Source organism: Streptomyces sp. NPDC013157, assembly GCF_042899865.1.
Classification (GTDB): domain Bacteria; phylum Actinomycetota; class Actinomycetes; order Streptomycetales; family Streptomycetaceae; genus Streptomyces.
Map to the genome: position 1 here is coordinate 291,563 of NZ_JBIBAK010000016.1, position 18,179 is coordinate 309,741.

Sequence of the window (18,179 nt, forward strand, 5' to 3'; positions counted from 1 at the left end):
AAGGCCCCTCGACGCGTTGCACAGCGAGGTGACATGACAGCGGACAACCCTCTTAGTGATTTTCTGGATGACGACGACTACCCCGCCTACACGATGGGCCGGGCAGCCGAGATGCTCGGCACCACCCCGGGCTTCCTTCGAGCCATCGGCGAGGCTCGTCTGATCACTCCGCTCCGCTCGGAGGGTGGGCATCGCCGGTACTCCCGCTACCAACTGCGGATCGCCGCTCGCGCCCGCGAACTCGTCGACAGGGGCACCCCGATCGAGGCCGCCTGCCGCATCGTCATCCTCGAGGACCAGCTCGAGGAAGCTCAGCGCATCAACGCCGAGTACCGTCGTGCCGCGGACGAGGCGGCCGGCAGCTCCGGTTCCAGCTGATCGCGTGGGCGCGGGCCACCCGGAGCGCCTTGTGGCGGCCACACGAGAGTACGGGCCAGAAGTCCCGCGGTCGGGGTGACGACAGCGTCGGCTGTCGCGGGAGCGACAGGGTGGAGCTGGGCCGGTTCCCGCCCATCCGGCGCACCCAGCCCTCACCGGGCCGACCTCAAGGGTGGGCATCAGGAAGGCCGTGCACCGATGCCGCGCTTCGGGTACGGCGAGCCCCACCGCCGCGCTGCGATCACATGGTGCAGCCGACGCCCAGATCAATGCCCCAGCCGGCTACGGTCGCTCCCGATGCTCGACCCACTGCTTAGGCGGCCCGCTCGAAACCACGGACCAGTTACGGCGGAGGGGCACCCTCCTCGAGCGGCAGTTCCTCGGCCCGAGTCGACGCTGTCGGTGGCCTCCGGCCGGGCGCGCATCTCGTCGAGGTGAAGCCGAGAGACCTCCATACGACGCAGTGTCCTCAGTGCCGACTGGCCCAATGGAGTGCGGCGCCAATCCAGGCCCAGTGAGCCCGAACCGACGGCAATCACGGGAAGAGACGCTTCCGGGCCACCGCCGGTGCCGATCAGCGGTGCGACGATGCCGGTTGCGGAGACGATCCCGACCATGGCCGAACCGGTGGTGAGGGACAGGAGCAGGGCGATCAGCCGGCCCAGGAGTATGAGGGCTCATCGCAGCAGAGGGTGTAGTCGGGGTCTGAAACCGCCGGTGTCAAGCAGGCTGCGCGTGATGTAGTTGGTCAGGTTGCGGAAGCCGAGGGCGGTGCCGCGGAGGTGTTCGAGTCGGCCGTTGATGGCCTCGGTCGGGCCGTTGGACGTGCCGGGTCGGTCGAAGTAGGCCAGCACGTCAGCGGCGCGCTGTTTCAGTGTTCTGCCGAGTCGACTCAGTTCGGGCAGTCCGGCCGGGACGCCGTGGCTGATCGTCTTGATGACGGCGGCGAGTTCGGTCTTGCCGGCGCGGCGGTCGGGTTGCCGGTAGGCGGACACGATGCGCTGGTAGGCACCCCAGGTCGCCTCGACCGCGGCGTACTCATCGGCGGTGAATACGCTGGTGAGTCGGGCGTGTTGGCGGTCGGTGAGCAGGCTGACACCGGTGCGCAGCACTCTGCGGATGCCGTAGAGCGGATCACCGACCCGGCCGCGGTGCCCGTAGGTGTCTTGCTGGACGCGTTGGCGGCATCGGTCCAGCGCATCGCCGGCCAGGGCGACAACATGGAAGGGGTCCATCACCGCGACTGCGTCGGGGATTTCTTCAGCTGCGGCGGTCTTGAAGCCGGTGAAGCCGTCCATGGCCACGATCTCGATCCCGTCGCGAAACGCTGGTGTCTGGGCCTCGAGCCATGTCTTGAACACCTGCTTGGATCGGCCTTCGACCATGTCCAGCAGTCTCGACGGTCCGGTGCCGTCGCGGACCGGGGTGAGGTCGATGATGACGGTGACGAACTTGTCCCCGCGGCGGGTGTGGCGCCACGCGTGCTCATCCACGCCCAAGACTTGGACACCGTCGAAGCGGGTCGGGTCGGCGATCAGCAACTGGTGGCCGGTCGCCAGGACGGCGTCGTTGACGGTGTGCCAGGACACATCGAGCCCGGCGGCGATCCGGGCGATCGACATCCGGTCGATGACGACACTCTTCAACGCCCACATCACCGCCTGCGTCGAGAGTTTCGCCCTCGGCGCGGCGGCCGCGGTCGTGTCTTGGCGCCAGACCTGCCCACACCCCGAACAGCGGTAGCGGCGGATGCGGACGTGCAGGATCGTTGCCCGCCAGCCGAGCGGGACGTGCACCAGTCGGCGCAGCACGCTGTCGCGCGGCACCCCCAGACAGCCGCAGGCATGGCACCAGTCATCAGGGTCGACCACTCGACAGAGCAACACGGCGTGGTCGGGATGCAGCTGTTGGCCGACCACTTCCAAGCCGAGGTCATCCAGCCGGCAGAACGCCGTCAGGTCAGCAGGGCAGAAGGTAGCGTCACGCACGAGCCCAGGGCGCAACCGCTGATGATCGTCCGGTGGTGTTGGGCCGATCAAGCGCGGTCGTGGAGCGTGACCTGGTAGCCGTCGGGGTCGGCGAAGGTGAAGGTCCGGCCGAAGGGGCCGTCGATCGGTGCGGAGACGATGGTGTGACCGTCGGCGACGAGCGCGTCGTGGATGGCCTGGACGTCGGTGGCGTGGAGCCAGATCGCGGCACCGATGCCGGGCTGAGCGATGGATGTGAGGTCGGTGCCGGGTATGACGTCGCGGAGTGCGAACGCGATCGGCTTCGTCTCGAAGACGACGGCGTGCGGAGGTCCGGCCGGCGAGCGGACGAGGCCCAGGTACTGCTCGTAGAACGCCTGCGAAGCGTCGAGGTCGCGCACTTGGAGCGAGATGAAGTCGGGGCCGGTGGCGGGCATGATGATACTCCTTCCTTTCGTGTCAGTTTTCTGACATGCGGCAAGCTATGTCAGAATACTGACATGAGTCAAGAAGGTGTCGGCGTCGACCTGGAGACGTCACTGGGCTACCTGCTCAAAGAAGCGTCGAGCGCCCTCCGCGCGGCCATGGAGGAAGTGCTGCGGCCGCTCGGGATGAGCGTGACGCACTACTCCTGCCTCGAGCTGCTGGCGCAACGACCGGGCTTGTCGAACTCCGAGCTCGCGCGAGGCGCGTTCGTGACACGGCAGACGATGAACGTGCTACTCCAGGCCCTGGAACGAGACGGCTACGTGACCAGGCCTGCGGAGGCACCCGTCGGGAAGGTGCTTCCCACGCGGCTCACGCCTCGCGGCCGACGAAGCCTCGAGAAGGCGAGCGCAGCCGTCCGATCCGTCGAGGCCAGAATGCTGGCCGGCCTGACCGAGACCGAGCAGTCAGACGCGTTCCGAATCCTGCAGAGCATGATCCATTCCCTGCGCGATGACAACGGGGGTGCATAGCTCGTTCCGCAGCGCACGTCTCGTCGCGCTCGGACAGGAGTGCAGCCGAGCCTGAAATCCGTGCCGGCGACCTCGAAAACCGACAGACCCGACTACACCCTCTACTGCGATGAGCCAGTATGAGGTGCCCGTCGCCTCGCATGCCACCGCCCAACTCGCGACGTCACGACACTGCGGTGCGCCCTGCCGGTGATTCGGTCAGCTCCGCCACCCGGCCGCCGCTCTTGTGCAGACGTCGGCGATCCCTGACCGGGGAGCCAATGGACGCAGTCACCACTCACCACAGTATTGATCTCTGCCGTCATTTTCGGCCGACTTACCCGTAGATGAGGGATTCGCCCGACGGAATGGTACTGCGGTACCACTCCGTCGGGCGAATTTTCTCCCGTAGTCCCACGGGTGCGACGGTGGATCTCTCTAGCCTAAGCGGGCCGGATCACAACGCAGCGAAGAGAAGCAATTTACCGCTTATCGGAGTCGATTTTGCCTTTGGTGATGGAGCAAGTCATCGACTCCAGGACCGCAGACGGGAACCCGACGTCAGCGGACCGGGCGGGAAACAGGTTTCCCGGAGCGATGTTCGTGAGAGTTGGCCAAGCTTGCGGCCACGGGGACGACATCCGTCCGACCGGTGCAGGGAGCGTTCGTCGCCGGCACCAACCCGGCCAGGGAAAACGACGCTCACCCATCCGACCACTTTCGATCCCGTGCCCTAGAGCAAAAACGAAATCTGTTCCACTGGACACGAAAAATGAGGATCACATGGTGCTGTTCAGAAATTCCTCCACGACGTTAAGTGCGGCGGCGTTCTCCGCACTGTTCCTGCTGTATGGAACACCCGCTGCCGTGGCCTCGCCGATTGACGCGGGCAACGCAGTCATTTACGAAGTCGACGTCACCGACATGCCTGCCACCAAGGAAGGCCAGCCGACGGTCGCAGTCAACCCGAGAAACCCGAAGAACCTGGTCTTCGTCTCGACCGTCTTCCCGCCGTCGCCGGGCCTGGAACCGGTCGACGGCGGGTGCTTCCTTGCCTACTCGAACGACAGGGGCGACACCTGGACCCAGGTCGCCTGGCCGCTCGGTACCGCAGCGCCCAAGTGCGGTGAGCCGAGCGTGCAGTTCGACGCGAAGGGCACCGTGTACGTGGACAACAACCAGGTCAGCTCGGGTCTGGACGCGAACCTGGTGAACCACAACCAGGTCGCGAAGTCGACGGACGGCGGCAAGACCTGGACCGACCCGGTGTCCACACCGCTGCTGCTCGGCGGTGCCCCGAAAATGCGGGTGGACGTCGCGACCGGCAAGGTCTACGCGGTCGCGGGAGCGGCGTGGGAGTACCCGAGCGCGGTCTCCGTCAGCGCGGACGGCGGCAAGACCTTCAGCAGCGACTCGCGGGTGATCCCGGGCCCGATGCCCTGCATCGAGGTGGCGCCGGGCATCCCGCTGGTCTGCGGCTATCCGGGTCGTGAGATCGCCGTGTACGGCGGGATCCTCGCGTCCGCCTCCCAGGAGGCGGGCCAGCCGGTGAACTTCCACGTCAGCCGTGACGACGGCAAGACGTGGACGAACACCACCGTCAAGGACGGCCAGGGAGCCCCTGTCGCGGCGGGCACCGGTTCTCTGGTGCCGACTCCGGGCCTGGGCGCGGCCGCCGACCCCGTCCCGTGGGTCGCCGCCGACACCTCCCACCGCGGCCGCTTCGCGGTCATGGTCCCCCGGGACTCCAACACTCTGGACGTCTACGTCACCCCGGACGCCGGCAAGACCTGGAACGGCCCGGCGACGATCGCCACCCCCGATGCCCAGCGTCCGGCGATCGACTTCGGTGCCAACGGCGACCTGGGTGTCATGTGGCGGACCACCACGGGTGACGCGTTCTCGGTCGTCTCCTTCGACCATGGACGCTCGTTCAGCGCCCCGGTGCAGGTCAACCACGTGACCGAGCCGGTCGGGGAGACGGGCCCTCCCGGTGACCGTTGGTCGGGCATCACCCTGACGGACAAGTACGCCTACGTCACCTGGGCCGACGGGCGGAACAACTCCTCCCTCGACTCGATCATCAGCCGGGTGCCGCTGAAGCTGTACAAGCGCCCGGCCTCGAAGGCGACGAACTGACAGCAGTCCTCCGCATGACAATGGTCCGCCGAGGCGCCTCGGCGAACCATTGTCATGCAACCAACACAGGTCAAGGGCGGGGAGTGACCAGTCCCGCGTCGTAGGCGACGATGACCGCCTGGATCCGGTCGCGGGCGCCCACCTTGGCCATGACCCGCCCGACGTGCTTCTTCACGGTGGACTCGGTCAGCACGAGACGGTCGGCGATCTCCGCGTTCGTCCACCCCATGCCGATCGCCACGAGCACCTCGTGCTCGCGTTCGGTGAGCGCGGTCAGCCGCGCGTCCGTGTGGCGCTGGGCGCTGGGTGCCAGGAAGTGGTGGGCGTGGGCGTCGAGCAGGCGGCGGGTCAACCGGGGTGACACGACGGCGTCGCCGGTCGCGACCGCCTGGATCCCGGCGAGGAGTTCCGCCGGCCGGACGTCCTTGAGCAGGAAGCCACTGGCCCCGGCGCGCAGGCCGGCGTAGGCGTACTCGTCGAGATCGAAGGTGGTCAGGATGATCACGCGGGTGCGAGCGCCGGCCGCCACGATCCGGCGGGTCGCCTCGATGCCGTCGACACCGGGCATCCGCACATCCATCAGGACCACGTCGGGGCGCAGGTCGGCTGCCATACGGACGGCCTGCGCGCCGTTGTCGGCCTCCCCGACGACGCTCATGCCCGGGGTGCCGTCGAGCAGCATCCGAAAGCCCATGCGGGGCAGCGGCTGGTCGTCGGCGATCAACACGGTGGTCATGGCGCGGACTCTCCTGATGTGGCCGAGGCGGACGGATCCAGCAGGACTTCCACGATCCAGCCCTGGCCGTCGTCGCGTGGTCCGATGGTTGCGGTGCCGTCATAGAGCGCGGCCCGCTGGCGGATGCCGACCAGGCCGTGTCCGGTGTCCCCGCGGCAAGCCGTGGCCCGTTTCCGCGACGGTGAACCGGTGTCGGTGACCCGGACGCGCAGCCGGCCGTGCTCGACCGCGACCGTGACGTCGGCCGTGGCACCGGGGCCGACGTGTTTGAGGGTGTTGGTCAGGGCTTCCTGCACCACCCGGAACACCGTGAGCTGCACACCGCGGCCCAGCTCGTCGACCGGGCCGACGGTGCGGTAGGCAACCGGCAGGCCGGCCGCGCGCACCCGGTCGAGCAGGGTTTCCAGGTCCCGGACACCCGGCTGCGGGGACCTGGGCGTGCCGTCGTCCTCCGATTCCCGGGACTCGCGCAGCACCCCCAGCACGCGACGCAGTTCGTCCATCGCCTGCCGGCCGGTGTCGCCGATCAGATGGAGTGCCTGCTCGGTCCGTGCGGGGTCGCGGGTGGTGAGCACGGCGGCGCCGTCGGCGAGGTTCACCATGACCGACAGGTTGTGGCCGACGATGTCGTGCATCTCGCGGGCGATCCGCGAGCGCTCCGCCGCCGCCGTCAGCCGGACGCGCTGGTCGCGCTCGACCTCCAGCCGTGCCGCGCGGTCCCGCAGCGCGGACAGGTACAACCGGCTGACCCGGAAGGTCAGGCCCAGGGCGACGGCCCCGATGCCGGTGCCGACGGACAGGACCAGAAAGGCCACCGGATTGGCCGCCGGGATCACGGTGACCACGATCAGCACCCACCCGGCCACGGTCACCGGCAGTGCCCAGCAGATCGCCCTGGGCGGAGCGTGCAGGGCGAGGTCGAACAGGGCGATCAGCAGCACGGCGGCGGCCGCGGGCCCCAGGCCCAGCGACCACATGACCGGGCACACCGCGAGGCAGGCGCCGAAGACCGCGGCGGGATTGCGGCGCCGCCACCACAGCGGCATCACCAGCACGGCCGCGATGGCCAGCACCACACCGACGGGCAGGCCGGCTCCCACCGGGCGCGACACCGGATGCTCCGGGCTGTGCACCAGCAGATCCGGCGGCGCGGCGGCGGCAACGAGGACCACTACGACGGTGTCGAGGAGCCAGCGACGCCGTCTGTCCGCCGCCCGCAGACGGCTCAGTACCTGCAACAGGGTCCGCATGACGGGGTGTGCCCAGACGGCGTCCGCCCCGGGCGAGGGTGCGGTCGACCCCGCCCGGGCCGCCCCCACCCTCGTTCTGTCGTCCATCGGCTCCATCCTCGCGGACGGGACCTCAGACGTCACTGCGGCGCAGCCGGTAGGCGGCACCGGCCAGCAGCAGTACGGCCCACACCAGCAGCGCCGTCACTCCCGCTCCGGGGCTGACCAGGGAGTCGCTGGACTCGTGCAGCGTCATCACCGACTGGCCGGCGTTACTGGGCAGGTAGCGGCTGACGGTGTCTCCCAGCGAGCTGGGCAGCAGCCCGGTCAGGCCGGGCAGGACGAGCACCACACCGGCCAGGATCGCGATGCCCCCGGCGTTGTTGCGCACGAGCAGGCCGACCGTCACGCCGTACACACCGACCAGACCCAGATACAGGCCCGCCCCCACCAGGCACCGGAAGACCCCGGCATCCCCGAGGGACAGGGCGATCTTCTCGCCGTGCAGGGCGGCGCTCCCGAGCAGGAACGAGGCCAGGGCGCCGACCGTGGAGGTGACGAACGCGATCGGGCCGTACACCGCGCACTTCGCCCACAGCACAGGCAGCCGGCCCGGCACCGCGGCGAACGTCGAGCGGACCATCCCCGTGCTGTACTCACCGGCCGACAGCAGCACACCGAGCGCACCGACGGCCAGGGCCGCGAGGTTGGTGCCGGCCAGGGCCAGGGTCAGCGCCGCACCGGATGCCGCGTCCTTTCCGCCCAAAGGCCCGCTCGGGCTGTAGAGGGCGGCGGCGATCGCCCCGATGGCCACCAGGAACAGCGCGGCCACACCCAGCGTGATCCAACTGGAGCGCAGCGACCAGAACTTGGACCATTCGGAACGGATCACCCGCCGGCCCGTCACACGGTACTTCGGGCGCACCGGCGTGGTGGCGGTGATGGTGTTCGCGCTCATCAGGCGGCCTTCCCGGCGTCACTGCTGTGGTACTCGACGGCGTCGTGGGTCAGATGCATGAACGCCTCCTCCAGGGACACCGACTCGGTGACCAGTTCGTACAACGGCACTTGATGCTCGGCGGCGACCTGCCCGATCCGCCGCGTGTCCAGGCCGGAGACGACCAGCCGCTCGGCGCCCGTCGAGGTGACGGTGACGCCGGGTGCGGCCAGCAGCGACCGCAGCCGCGCAGGCTCGCCGGTGGCCACCCGCACCCCCTTGTCCTCCCCCTGTTCGACCAGCGCGTCGACGGTCGTCTCGGCCAGCAGCTTCCCCCGACCGACGACCACCAGGCGGTCGGCGGTCTGTGCCATCTCGCTCATCAGGTGCGAGGACAGCATCACCGTGCGGCCCTCGGCGGCCAGCCCGCGCAGCAACTCCCGTACCCACCTCACGCCTTCGGGGTCGAGCCCGTTGACCGGCTCGTCGAGCACGATGACTGCGGGATCACCGAGGAGCGCGGCGGCGATGCCCAGCCGCTGGCCCATCCCCAGCGAGAACGCCCCGACCCGCTTGTGCGCCACCTCGTGCAGACCGGCGAGGTCAATGACCTCCTCCACCCGTCGACGCGGCACGCCATGGGTGTACGCGAGCGCCATGAGGTGGTCGAACGCGGAGCGACCCGGATGTACGGCCTTCGCCTCCAGCAGTACCCCCAACTCCTGCAAGGGGGCGCGATGCTGGGCGTAGGGCTTGCCGTTGACCAGGGCCGTACCGCTGGTGGGCGCGTCCAGACCCACGATCATCCGCATGGTGGTGGACTTGCCCGCCCCGTTGGGTCCCAGAAACCCGGTGACCTGTCCGGGCGGGGCGGTGAAACTCAGTCTGTCCACCACCGTCTTGTCCCCGTAGCGCTTGGTCAGTCCACGAACTTCGATCACGGTGCCGATCCCCGCTTCTGCCTGGCCCGGCATCCGGCCGGGTCACTGCTTTCGAGGCTAGGAGCGGCTACGGCGCGACCCGTGGACCCGGAGGTCACAATCACCGTCGGCCACTGGTACCGCGGTACACCGGCAAAGTGGTCGTCACGGACGATCTGGCCGGACGCCCGGAACGTCGTCCAGGGCTCAGCCGTGCAGTGCCGGCCGGGCTCACCTTTGGCGTGAGCGGCTGCCTCTCCGAAGACCGGGCCGGGTGGCCGTGGGAGATCAGCCGGATCCCGCTGTCGAGGAATCGCTTCGCAACCCTGTGGCGGTGTGTTCCCGCGTGGTGTTGTCGGTGTTGGGGTGCCATTCGGCCAGGACGATGGTGGCATCGTCCTGCAGCCGGCCGTGGTGGTGGTCGAGGATGGCGTGGACGAGGCGGCGCAGGGCTTCGGGGGCGGGTTCGCCGGCGGCGAGCGAGCGGGTGACGAAGTCGACGAGCCGGTCCTCGCCGAAGCGTCGGCCGGTTGCGGAGCGGGCCTCGGTGATGCCGTCGGTGTGGATCAGGACGCGGTCGCCGGGTTCCAGCTGGGCCCGGTGCACGGTCCGGGAGGGCTGGTAGCCGGGGCCGAGGCCGAGCGGCAGTTCGCCGTGGGCTTCCAGCCGCCCGGTGACGACGTGGTGGGCGCGGATCAGGAGCGGTGGCGGGTGGCCGGCGTTGATCCAGGACAGTTGCCCGGTGTCGAGGTCGAGGTGTGCGAAGACGCCGGTGAGCAGGCCGCCGGGCCGCCATCGGTGCAGGTCTTCGTCGATTCGGTCGGCGATGTCGGTGAGGGTGCCGCCTGCGCGGCGGGTGGCCCGGCAGCCGGCCAGGGCGACGGCGGAGGCCAGCCCCGCGGCCAGGTCGTGGCCCATCGCGTCGACCACGGTCAGGTGCAGGCGTCCGTCGTCCAGGCCGTGGTCGAACGCGTCCCCGCCGACCTCGTAGGCGGGCTCCAGCACGGCGCTGGAGGTGACCGTGTCGGTGCCCAGGGTGCGCGGGGGCAGGAACGCCCACACCATCTCCGCCGCGGTGGTCATCGGGCGCCGACGGGTGGTGCGGCTGAACAGGTCGCTGAACCCGCTCTTGGAGACGATGGTCAGCGCGGTCACCGCGGCCAGCTGCGTGGCACCGTCCAGCAGGGCGGGGGTGAGCTGGTCGGCGGTGACGCGCAGCACGCCGATCCGGGCGATGCCGTCGACCAGAGGCAGCCACACCGCCTGCGGCCGGCGGGGCGACAGCCGCAGCGACATGGTGCGGTAGGCCCATCCGGCCACCGTCCCCTCGACCGCCAGGGCGGCCTCGCCCTGGCCCTCGGCCGTGCCGAACAGGGGCACCAGCTGGTCTTCCTGTACGTCCGCCAGGTAGACGACCGCCGAAGCCATCCCCAGCCGCCGGGCGGTCTCGTCGACCAGCTGCGGTACCTGCCGTGGGGAGGCGGCGTGCGAGCGCTCCAGAAACAGCGCCAGCGCGGCACCCGGTTCCTCCGCCATCACTCACCGGCCCTCTCACCGTCTCGGCCCCTCCTCCAAGTCTGAGACCGATCGGCTCGGTGCGCGGCCCGCCGGGGGACGGAGCTGCCTGGTCGGCCGCCACTTGGCGCAACCGAGCCGTCGCGTCCTGAAACTTGGTTGATCGGCTGGAACTCCTCGTATAGCAATGCGCTGTGATACGTGGTGAAAGGATCGGCTTACGCGCCCGGCACGAGAGCGACGTCCCCGTTCTCCACTCCGAGCTGTACGACGATGTGCCGACACGGTCACGCGCCGACTCTCGCCCGTGGCGGCCCATCCCACCAGGTTCGGGCCACTCGCCTTTCGCCGTTACCGGGCCGTCGGACGAGGCGGCGTGCTTCTCCGTCGTCGAGCTGGAGTCGCAGGAGCTGGCCGGCGAGGCCCTCCTGTGGGGCATCGACACGCACAACCGGACGGCTCACATCGGGATCGCCCTGCGCCCCGCATTTCGCGGCCGCGGGTTCAGCGCGGATGTCCTGCACGCGCTGTGCGCGTACGGATTCGCCGTACGCGGACTACAGCGCCTGCAGATCGAGACCCTCACGGACAACACCCCGATGCTCGCGGCGGCAACCAGGGTCGGGTTCACGCGGGAAGGAACATTGCGGCGTTCCGCATGGGCGTACGGCATCTATGCGGACGAAGCCGTCCTTGGCCTCCTCGCGAACGATTGGACACCCGGGGGCTGAACAGCACGAGCCGAACCCCTGGCCGGCGGGCGGGGTTGCTGATGGGCTCAGGGTGTTCGATGGCGGTCCCGCCCACGAGGGGGCTGCTCATCGGGCTCCGTCGCGCGGGGGACCGAGACGGCGTCCGGCTCGGACGACTGCCGTGCCCATGTCTTCCGTCGCTGCGACGGGTCCGTCAGGACGGTCCCTGGTGGGCGAGGGTGGCGAAGCAGCGGTGTCCGCTCGTCCACTGGTCGGTGACCGTGAGGGCGAGGCCGGCGGCGATCCGGTGGAGCGCTGGTCGTCCCAGCCGGGCCCAGGGAAAGTACGGTCCGGCCTGGCCCTGGTCGTTCTCGAACCGGGCGGTGCACTGTTCTTCCACGTCATGGGGGTCGACCTCGACGACGAGGCGCCCGGCGGGGGCGATGAGGTCGCCGCAGCGGCGCAGCAGGCCGTGGGGGTCGCCTCCGATGCCGATGTTGCCGTCGATGAGCAGCACTGTCTGCCAGCCTCTCTCGGCCGGCAGCCGGTCGAAGACCGACCGGTGCAGTGCGAGCCCGCCCAGGGCGGTGGTCAGGGCGACGGCGCGGGGGGTGATGTCGACGCCGAGGGCGAAGACTCCCCTGCTCAGGAGTGCTCTGCACATGCGGCCGGGACCGCAGCCGACGTCGAGGACGGGGCCGGCGCAGCGCTCGAGCACGGTCCTGTCGGCCGCCGTGGGCTGTTCGTGCCAGCGGTGGACCGGGATCCGGATGCGGCGCCGGTCGTCCAGTCGTAGGTACACCGGTTCCCGGCCGGGGCGCAGGGCGAGGGCGTAGGGATCCTCGTCCGCGGCGTACAGGTCCTTCTCGTCTGTTGTCACAGTGCTGTGCCATGTCCGGCAGGGGGTCGGCCCTCGGCGTCGCCGCGGCGACGCACTCGGCGCAGTCGCACAGCGAAGGCGACCGCAGAGGCCGCGAAGAGCACGCCGGTGATCGCCAGCCATCGGCCGAGGTAGACGCTGTCGGACAGGTCGGTGTCACCGGGGTAGGGCTCCGCCAGACGGAGGATGAGAGGGAACCAGACCAGCAGGAGCAGACCCGACAGGAAAGCGGGAACCCGCAGGTGGTTGATCCACCGCACCGTCGGCCTGTCGGAGGCATCGGCGGCTCGGTGCCGCACTACGGAGAGCGCCGACAGGTCGGCCAGCGAGTACAGGGGCAGCAGGATCAGGTCGTGGAGGATCGCCGCGCCGATGAACCAGATCGCCACCTCCCAGGGCTGGACGGCGAACAGGCGCACCATGGCGTAGCCGGTCAGGGCGAACGAGGCGATCAGGACGAGCAGGTGCAGGGGGCCGGAGCCGTACCAGCGGACGAATCGTGCCATGGTCACGCCCTGAAGGTGAGCCGGTGCACCCACTTGGTGTTGTTCACGCCGGGGTTGGCCGGGACGATGATGCGGGCCGGGTAGCCGTGGTCGAGCGAGAGGTCCGCGCCGTTGACGCGGAGGGCGAGCAGCGCCCGGGGGTCGCGGATCTGGTTGCCCCGCAGCACCACCCTGGTGAAGGGCCCGGGCGGCTGGATCGACTGGACCAGGACGCTTGCGGCGTCCGGCAGTCCGGCCAGGGCGGCGAGGTCGGCCAGCCGCAGGCCGCTCCAGTGCTGGTCCTCGGTGGACCAGCCCTCCACGCAGGCGATCGGCAGTGCGGCGGCGTGCTGGGGCATCGCCAGGAGCTGCTCGCGGGTGAGGATCCGCGGCGCTCCGCTTCCGTGCACCTCCAACCGCCAGGTCGGGCCTACGAGCGCGGGGGTGACGCCGACCTTCGCCGCCGTCTTGTTGATCTGGAAGGCGTTCGGGCCGCTGCCGCTGCCGGGGTCGCGGTTGTGCGGTGCGAGCAGTGCGCTGCCGCGCAGCCACCCGCCGATGCTCTGTCCGGCGGTCACGACGAGGAGGAGGAGTGATCCCGCGCCCACCATGCCGAGTGCGCCGCGGCGGGTCATCGTCGGTGCGGCGGGGGCGGCCGCCACCAGGCCGTCGGGATCGGGGGGTTCGGGCAGGGTGTGGGCGAGGTCGGTGCGCAGTTCGGTCCGCAGGCTGCGCGAGCGCAGGGCCCGGGTCATCCGGCCGAGTCTGAGCCACACGTGGACGACGAAGGCGGCGATGAACACCCAGGCGCCGTAGAAGTGCAGACGGTAGAACGAGCCCGGGAAGACGTAGTAGAGCTGGATGTTGAGGATGCCGGTGACGAATTCGAAGATGACGCCGCCGACCAGCATGAGCAGGGACAGCCGCTCCAGGCCGTGGGCGACGGAGCGCACCGGCAGCCACTCGAACAGCTTCGGGATCACCGACCACAGCTTGGCCAGCAGCACCGGGACGAGGACCACGCCCAGCGTCACGTGCACGCCCTGGAGCAGCCGGTAGAGCCAGTAGGGGTGCGTGGGCCAGGCGAAGAGGTAGAAGCTCAGGACGCCCTTGTCGGGGGTCTCGTCGTTGAGGGGGCTCAGATCGGGGTTGTAGGCGGCGTAGGAGAGCAGTCCGGTGACGAAAAGCAGCGGAATGCCGATCAGGAGGACCAGGCCGAACGCCGAGGTCAGCCAGGGCCCGCGGATCGGACTGCGCCAGAATCCGGGGCGGAACGGACCCGGAGGCGGGGGCAGTTGTCCGACGCGCTCTGCCGTCGCACGAGTCCGGGTACGGCTCGCCGCCGCGGCGGCGGCCACAGCGCCTGCTGCGCGCTTCAGTTGCTTCAGCGCCGACGTCCCTTCCGGTCTTCGGCGTTGCGGCCCACCGGTCTGGGCCGGACCCGACGGCCGTCCGCCACCTGCCATCGGCCGTCTCCTCCAGTCCTTGAGCCGCGCTCACAAGTGGACGGCCCTCAACGCCACGACCTGTTCCGGACAAACAGGACACCTTCAAGCTGGCACAGATCGGGTGGGCTGTCCGGACCCGAGGTGCAAGCGGGTGTCCGTCACCAGCCGAACGGCGGAACGACCGCCTCGGTGATCTCCGAACGTCTGTGCCTCGTGACCGTGCCACCCTCATCAGGAGTGGTGCGCACGGCGGCGGAGACGGACCCTGCTTCCGGACCGCGCGCGGCTGTTCCGGCCATGAATGTCCCTACCTGTGTTCGGGGTTCTCGTAGTCGTGGCGGCAGCCGGCGTCCCAGGCGGTGCGCTGGTTGCCGTAGGCGGGGATGCCGCCCAGGTCCTTCAGCGCGCGGGCCAGGTGGAGCAGGTTCCAGGTCATGAACGTGGTGTTGCGGTTGGTGAAGTCGTTCTCCGGGCCGCCCGAGCCGGGGTCGAGGTACGACGGTCCGGGGCCCGCCTCGCCGATCCATCCGGCGTCCGCCTGGGGAGGGATGGTGTACCCCAGGTGCTGCAGGCTGTAGAGGACGTTCATGGCGCAGTGCTTGACGCCGTCCTCGTTACCGGTGATCAGGCAGCCGCCGACCCGGCCGTAATAGGCGTACTGCCCCGCCTCGTTGAGCAGGCTGGAACAGGCGTACAGACGCTCGATGACCCGCTTCGTCACGGAGCTGTTGTCGCCCAGCCAGATCGGGCCGGCCAGTACCAGGATGTCGGCCGCCATGACCTGCTGGTACAGGTCGGGCCAGGCGTCTGTCTCCCAGCCGTGCTCCGTCATGTCGGGCCACACACCGGTGGCGATGTCGTGGTCCACCGCCCGTACGACATCGACGTGCACTCCCTGCGCGTCCATGATGGCGACACTGCGGTCGATCAGCCCCTGCGTGTTGCTCGGGTCCGGTGACCGTTTGAGGGTGCAGTTGATCACCAGGGCGCGCAGGTCGTCGTACCGGGCCGGCGGGGCGTCGCCGGCGGGCGGCGATGCGGTCACGTGATCCTCCTGAAGGGTTTTGCCACCGAATGGTGCGTGGTGGGGCGTCCATGTCCGGGGTTCAGCGTGCGAGTCCGCCGCGCCAGGTGCCACCGCAGTACCTCCGAATGGCCCCGGTACCGTCCGGCCGCTGTCGTGCGCACTCCGACACCGGCTGGGATCCTGGTCCGGCGGCGATCGATGTGCCGGTGCGCCGGGTGACCCGCTACCGCCCGACCGGGTGGCCGCGTGCACCGTGGACTGGCGTCACGACCCATGACGGGCGGCCCGATCCGCGGATGGGTCGTGGTCGCAGGGTCCGCCGTCGCGGAGAACGGGGCGCTCGGCGAGTGGATCGGCGAGGGTTGCGGCTTCGCGGCGAGCCTGCCGCCCACGTGGGTTTTCGCCGGCCTCGCCTTCGACCTCTGGCGTCCCGGACAGGGGAATGTCCGGGGTGCCATGGCCGCGGTGGCCGCTTCCTCGCACCGCGGCGATGCCGCCATGCCGGATTCGGCGAATGGCGGCAGTCCGTTGGCCGTGCCGACCGCTGGGCAGCGGTCCTCCCCGGCCGATGCGGAAGTTGACGGTGCCCGGCGTCGTGTTCTGCACGGACCGGAACTTCTCGTCCTCGGTCACCGCCGGGGCGATGACACCCAGGTACCTGGCCGACGGCGGGGCAGCGATCCCGGCGTCATTGGTCGAGGTGGAACCAACTCAGCCCATTTCACGTGAGTTCGGTGTCCGCACCGATTCCTCGCCACCGTGTGTCTCGGCGACGAGCACCGTTCAGGCCGGAGTGCCGGTCCGCCGCCGGGCCTCGGCTCACGGTGTGACGATGGCGAAGTCCGGGTCGACTGCGCCGCCACGCCCTCACACTCGCCCACGAACCGCTGGACAGGCTGTGCGACCAGTTGGCGGCCCGGATGCCGCCCGGCAGCTCCGACGACATCGCCCTGCTCGCGCTGCGTCTGCCCCTGCCTCCGGCCGGGGCCGAGATGTGATCCGTGCGGAGACGGCCGCTCACGTCCCCGGAACCAGTACCAGAAGGCGGAACGGACCGGGCGGCACGGCCAGCGGCACGGCCGGGAGGGTGCCGTCCCCTGCGTCCCGCCAGCCCCAGGACCGCATGGTCTCGACCGTCCTGGCGTCCCGGGCGTCCACCAGCGTGACGCCGAGCGCGGCGCCGTGATCGGAGAGCAACCGCCGCTGCAGGCGCCGGGCGAGGTTCCAGACCTGGTCCTTGTACTCCCGGCGCACGCGAGGGGGCACCACGATGCCGGAGACGACGAAGAGCCCGCCGGTGACGGCGCGGCGCAGCAGGCCCTCCCTGACGTGGCCACGGAACCTCGGCCCCCACGGACCTGTGCCCGCCGTGGGAAAGCCGTAGGCGTATCCGGCCAGGGCCGTGGTCTCCGCGATCAGCAGCGAGAACCCCGGTCGCCGGGAGTCGGCCGCGAGATGGAGCAGGAAGGTCGCCCGCGCCTGGTTCCACGCCCACGCGTCACCGCCGGAGGTCTCCGCGTACAGGTCGCCCAGTTCCTGCAGACGGTCAGCGACCTGACCGCGGGACAGCGGGCGGACGCGCTCCGCCACCTCGGGCGAGGACCGGCGCTCCGCCGTCGCGGAGTCCGGGTCCGGCAGGCGAGTGCGCGGTCTGCCCCGTGCGGGTCGGAGCGCGGGGAGAGTCAACGTCATCGGGAGGAACACGTGCGCGGGCATGAGCAACCCTGCCCCGGGCGCGGGCGAAGACCGACCCGGCGTCGTCGATCCCCGAGAACGGCACCGGCGTCGGAGGCGGTGCACGGCATGCCCTCGGTCTCTCCACCGTACTCCTGGCGCCCCGGCGTCCCGGTGGCCGCCGGGAACAGGGCGGGTGCGTGTGGGCGGATCAGGGCGGGAAGGCCGGCGGGGATGTCACGGCGTCCGGGGCAGCCTGCCCCGGGGGGCACCCGCCGCGGCCGCCATGAGCGGTTCGGCGTCGTCGTCGGTGGTGTCCGGAGGCACGACCACAAGGTCCCAGCGCCCCAGGCCGGGGGCGAGCAGGACGACGGTGTGCGGGGCGTTCGCCGCCAGGGCTCCGTGCAGTCGTACGACCTGGTTGGAGACGAGTATCCGGCCGGGCACCGTGGACCACACCGCCCCGTTGACGGTGACGCTGGTGATATGGCCCCACTCGCGCGGCAACCCGGCCAGCAGTCGCGGGAGTTCCACGAGGAGGTCGTAGGAGCGCGGCCACCACGCTCCGTCGATGGACCGCGGCAGGTCGCTGCGGGGCGCCAGGCGCAGGCGGAGGACGGGGTGGGAGGGAAGCGGGGGTTGCAGTGCGGTGGTCATGAGGCTGCTGCCAACTTCCGTAGATGGGTGCGTGGTTGCCGTCAGGCGCGACGCGCGGCGCCTCTGTCCCGTGTCGCCGGGTGTGCGACGCGCACCAGACGGAGGCGTTCAGGAGGCGGGTGACGGCGACCAAGGGGTCCTTCTGGCCGCGGTCGATGTCGCGCGCGGGCGCAGGTCCGTCCGGCGGGAAGGGGGAGGTGCCGTTGTGGCCCCGGACCTGCGAGGCGGTGTCCGGTGGGGTGGACGTCGACCGGGCTGGGGCGCATGGAGGGGTCCTTGACCTCGGCGGAGGCCGCTGGGACGAAGGTGCGGCCGGGGTCACGGACTGCCCCTGGGGATGGGCGGCGTGCTGGTGACGACCTGTCGGATAGGCACGACACACCCTCGCTGCCCCCACCGTACCCCTCGGGTCGGGGGATACCTGATTCCGCTGAACAGCGGCCTTCGGCCGGACGCGATCGGGCAGACGTCGCGTTGACACCGATCGTCGCCGGACGTTGACTGACAGGACGGCCGAGGGCCATGAAGAGCAGGCGGACCGGGTCCTCGGGAGCCCG

The 18,179-nt window shown here is 70.2% G+C and carries 18 protein-coding genes; 4 read left to right on the top strand and 14 right to left on the bottom strand.

The annotated features are described in order from the left end of the window. Positions 1-33: 33 nt before the first annotated feature. The gene (locus ACFY6U_RS38530) at positions 34-378 is read left to right on the top strand and encodes a MerR family transcriptional regulator (protein WP_059130428.1); all 345 of its coding nucleotides are present in this window, start codon (positions 34-36) and stop codon (positions 376-378) included. 266 nt (positions 379-644) lie between these two features. Here the strand turns inward: ACFY6U_RS38530 and ACFY6U_RS38535 are convergent, their stop codons facing one another. Genes ACFY6U_RS38535 through ACFY6U_RS38545 form a run of 3 tightly spaced genes read right to left on the bottom strand, consistent with a single transcriptional unit; the run spans position 645 to position 2,782 of the window. Then, the gene (locus ACFY6U_RS38535; protein WP_390045944.1) at positions 645-1,049 is read right to left on the bottom strand and encodes a hypothetical protein; all 405 of its coding nucleotides are present in this window, start codon (positions 1,047-1,049) and stop codon (positions 645-647) included. 6 nt (positions 1,050-1,055) lie between these two features. Then, positions 1,056-2,366, bottom strand: coding sequence for an ISL3 family transposase (locus tag ACFY6U_RS38540; protein ID WP_390045887.1), 1,311 nt, complete (start codon positions 2,364-2,366; stop codon positions 1,056-1,058). A gap of 47 nt (positions 2,367-2,413) precedes the next feature. After that, positions 2,414-2,782 carry a VOC family protein gene (locus tag ACFY6U_RS38545; RefSeq protein ID WP_366892859.1) on the bottom strand — a complete coding sequence of 123 codons (369 nt, stop codon included), beginning with the start codon at positions 2,780-2,782 and terminating at the stop codon, positions 2,414-2,416. A 63-nt stretch (positions 2,783-2,845) separates the two neighbouring features. Here ACFY6U_RS38545 and ACFY6U_RS38550 point away from each other — a divergent pair, with 63 nt between their 5' ends. Then, positions 2,846-3,304 carry a MarR family winged helix-turn-helix transcriptional regulator gene (locus ACFY6U_RS38550; RefSeq protein WP_390045889.1) on the top strand — a complete coding sequence of 153 codons (459 nt, stop codon included), beginning with the start codon at positions 2,846-2,848 and terminating at the stop codon, positions 3,302-3,304. Positions 3,305-4,150: 846 nt separating this feature from the next. After that, entirely contained in the window at positions 4,151-5,422 is a 1,272-nt protein-coding gene (locus tag ACFY6U_RS38555; RefSeq protein ID WP_390045891.1) for a sialidase family protein, read from the top strand. A gap of 70 nt (positions 5,423-5,492) precedes the next feature. On the opposite strand, the gene ACFY6U_RS38560 is transcribed toward ACFY6U_RS38555, so the two are convergent. The 5 genes from ACFY6U_RS38560 to ACFY6U_RS38580 form a co-directional block, all read right to left on the bottom strand. Continuing rightward, positions 5,493-6,158, bottom strand: coding sequence for a response regulator (locus ACFY6U_RS38560; protein WP_390045893.1), 666 nt, complete (start codon positions 6,156-6,158; stop codon positions 5,493-5,495). Then, positions 6,155-7,495: a sensor histidine kinase gene (locus tag ACFY6U_RS38565; protein WP_390045894.1), complete on the bottom strand. Its 1,341-nt coding sequence runs from the start codon at positions 7,493-7,495 to the stop codon at positions 6,155-6,157. The genes ACFY6U_RS38560 and ACFY6U_RS38565 overlap by 4 nt, the downstream gene beginning before the upstream one ends. Positions 7,496-7,520: 25 nt before the next feature. Then, on the bottom strand, positions 7,521-8,345 hold the full coding sequence (locus tag ACFY6U_RS38570) for an ABC transporter permease (protein ID WP_390045896.1): 825 nt from the start codon (positions 8,343-8,345) through the stop codon (positions 7,521-7,523). Next, entirely contained in the window at positions 8,345-9,265 is a 921-nt protein-coding gene (locus tag ACFY6U_RS38575) for an ABC transporter ATP-binding protein (protein ID WP_390045898.1), read from the bottom strand. The genes ACFY6U_RS38570 and ACFY6U_RS38575 overlap by 1 nt, the downstream gene beginning before the upstream one ends. A gap of 267 nt (positions 9,266-9,532) precedes the next feature. Beyond that, positions 9,533-10,780 (bottom strand): PP2C family protein-serine/threonine phosphatase, encoded by a 1,248-nt coding sequence (locus ACFY6U_RS38580; protein ID WP_390045900.1) that lies wholly within the window; start codon positions 10,778-10,780, stop codon positions 9,533-9,535. Between the two features lie 173 nt (positions 10,781-10,953). Here ACFY6U_RS38580 and ACFY6U_RS38585 point away from each other — a divergent pair, with 173 nt between their 5' ends. Further along, positions 10,954-11,490, top strand: a complete 537-nt coding sequence (locus ACFY6U_RS38585) for a GNAT family N-acetyltransferase (protein ID WP_390045902.1) — start codon at positions 10,954-10,956, stop codon at positions 11,488-11,490. Positions 11,491-11,665: 175 nt separating this feature from the next. Here ACFY6U_RS38585 and ACFY6U_RS38590 read toward each other — a convergent pair whose 3' ends face one another. The 6 genes from ACFY6U_RS38590 to ACFY6U_RS38615 form a co-directional block, all read right to left on the bottom strand. After that, positions 11,666-12,331 (bottom strand): class I SAM-dependent methyltransferase, encoded by a 666-nt coding sequence (locus ACFY6U_RS38590; protein ID WP_390045904.1) that lies wholly within the window; start codon positions 12,329-12,331, stop codon positions 11,666-11,668. Then, positions 12,328-12,837, bottom strand: coding sequence for a hypothetical protein (locus ACFY6U_RS38595; RefSeq protein WP_390045946.1), 510 nt, complete (start codon positions 12,835-12,837; stop codon positions 12,328-12,330). The genes ACFY6U_RS38590 and ACFY6U_RS38595 overlap by 4 nt, the downstream gene beginning before the upstream one ends. A gap of 2 nt (positions 12,838-12,839) precedes the next feature. Continuing rightward, positions 12,840-14,174: a molybdopterin-dependent oxidoreductase gene (locus tag ACFY6U_RS38600; protein ID WP_390045906.1), complete on the bottom strand. Its 1,335-nt coding sequence runs from the start codon at positions 14,172-14,174 to the stop codon at positions 12,840-12,842. A 397-nt stretch (positions 14,175-14,571) separates the two neighbouring features. After that, on the bottom strand, positions 14,572-15,309 hold the full coding sequence (locus ACFY6U_RS38605; RefSeq protein ID WP_390045908.1) for a flavodoxin family protein: 738 nt from the start codon (positions 15,307-15,309) through the stop codon (positions 14,572-14,574). A gap of 999 nt (positions 15,310-16,308) precedes the next feature. Next, positions 16,309-16,983, bottom strand: coding sequence for a hypothetical protein (locus tag ACFY6U_RS38610; RefSeq protein WP_390045910.1), 675 nt, complete (start codon positions 16,981-16,983; stop codon positions 16,309-16,311). A gap of 219 nt (positions 16,984-17,202) precedes the next feature. Continuing rightward, positions 17,203-17,622 carry a DUF5994 family protein gene (locus ACFY6U_RS38615; RefSeq protein ID WP_390045912.1) on the bottom strand — a complete coding sequence of 140 codons (420 nt, stop codon included), beginning with the start codon at positions 17,620-17,622 and terminating at the stop codon, positions 17,203-17,205. Positions 17,623-18,179: the final 557 nt, after the last annotated feature.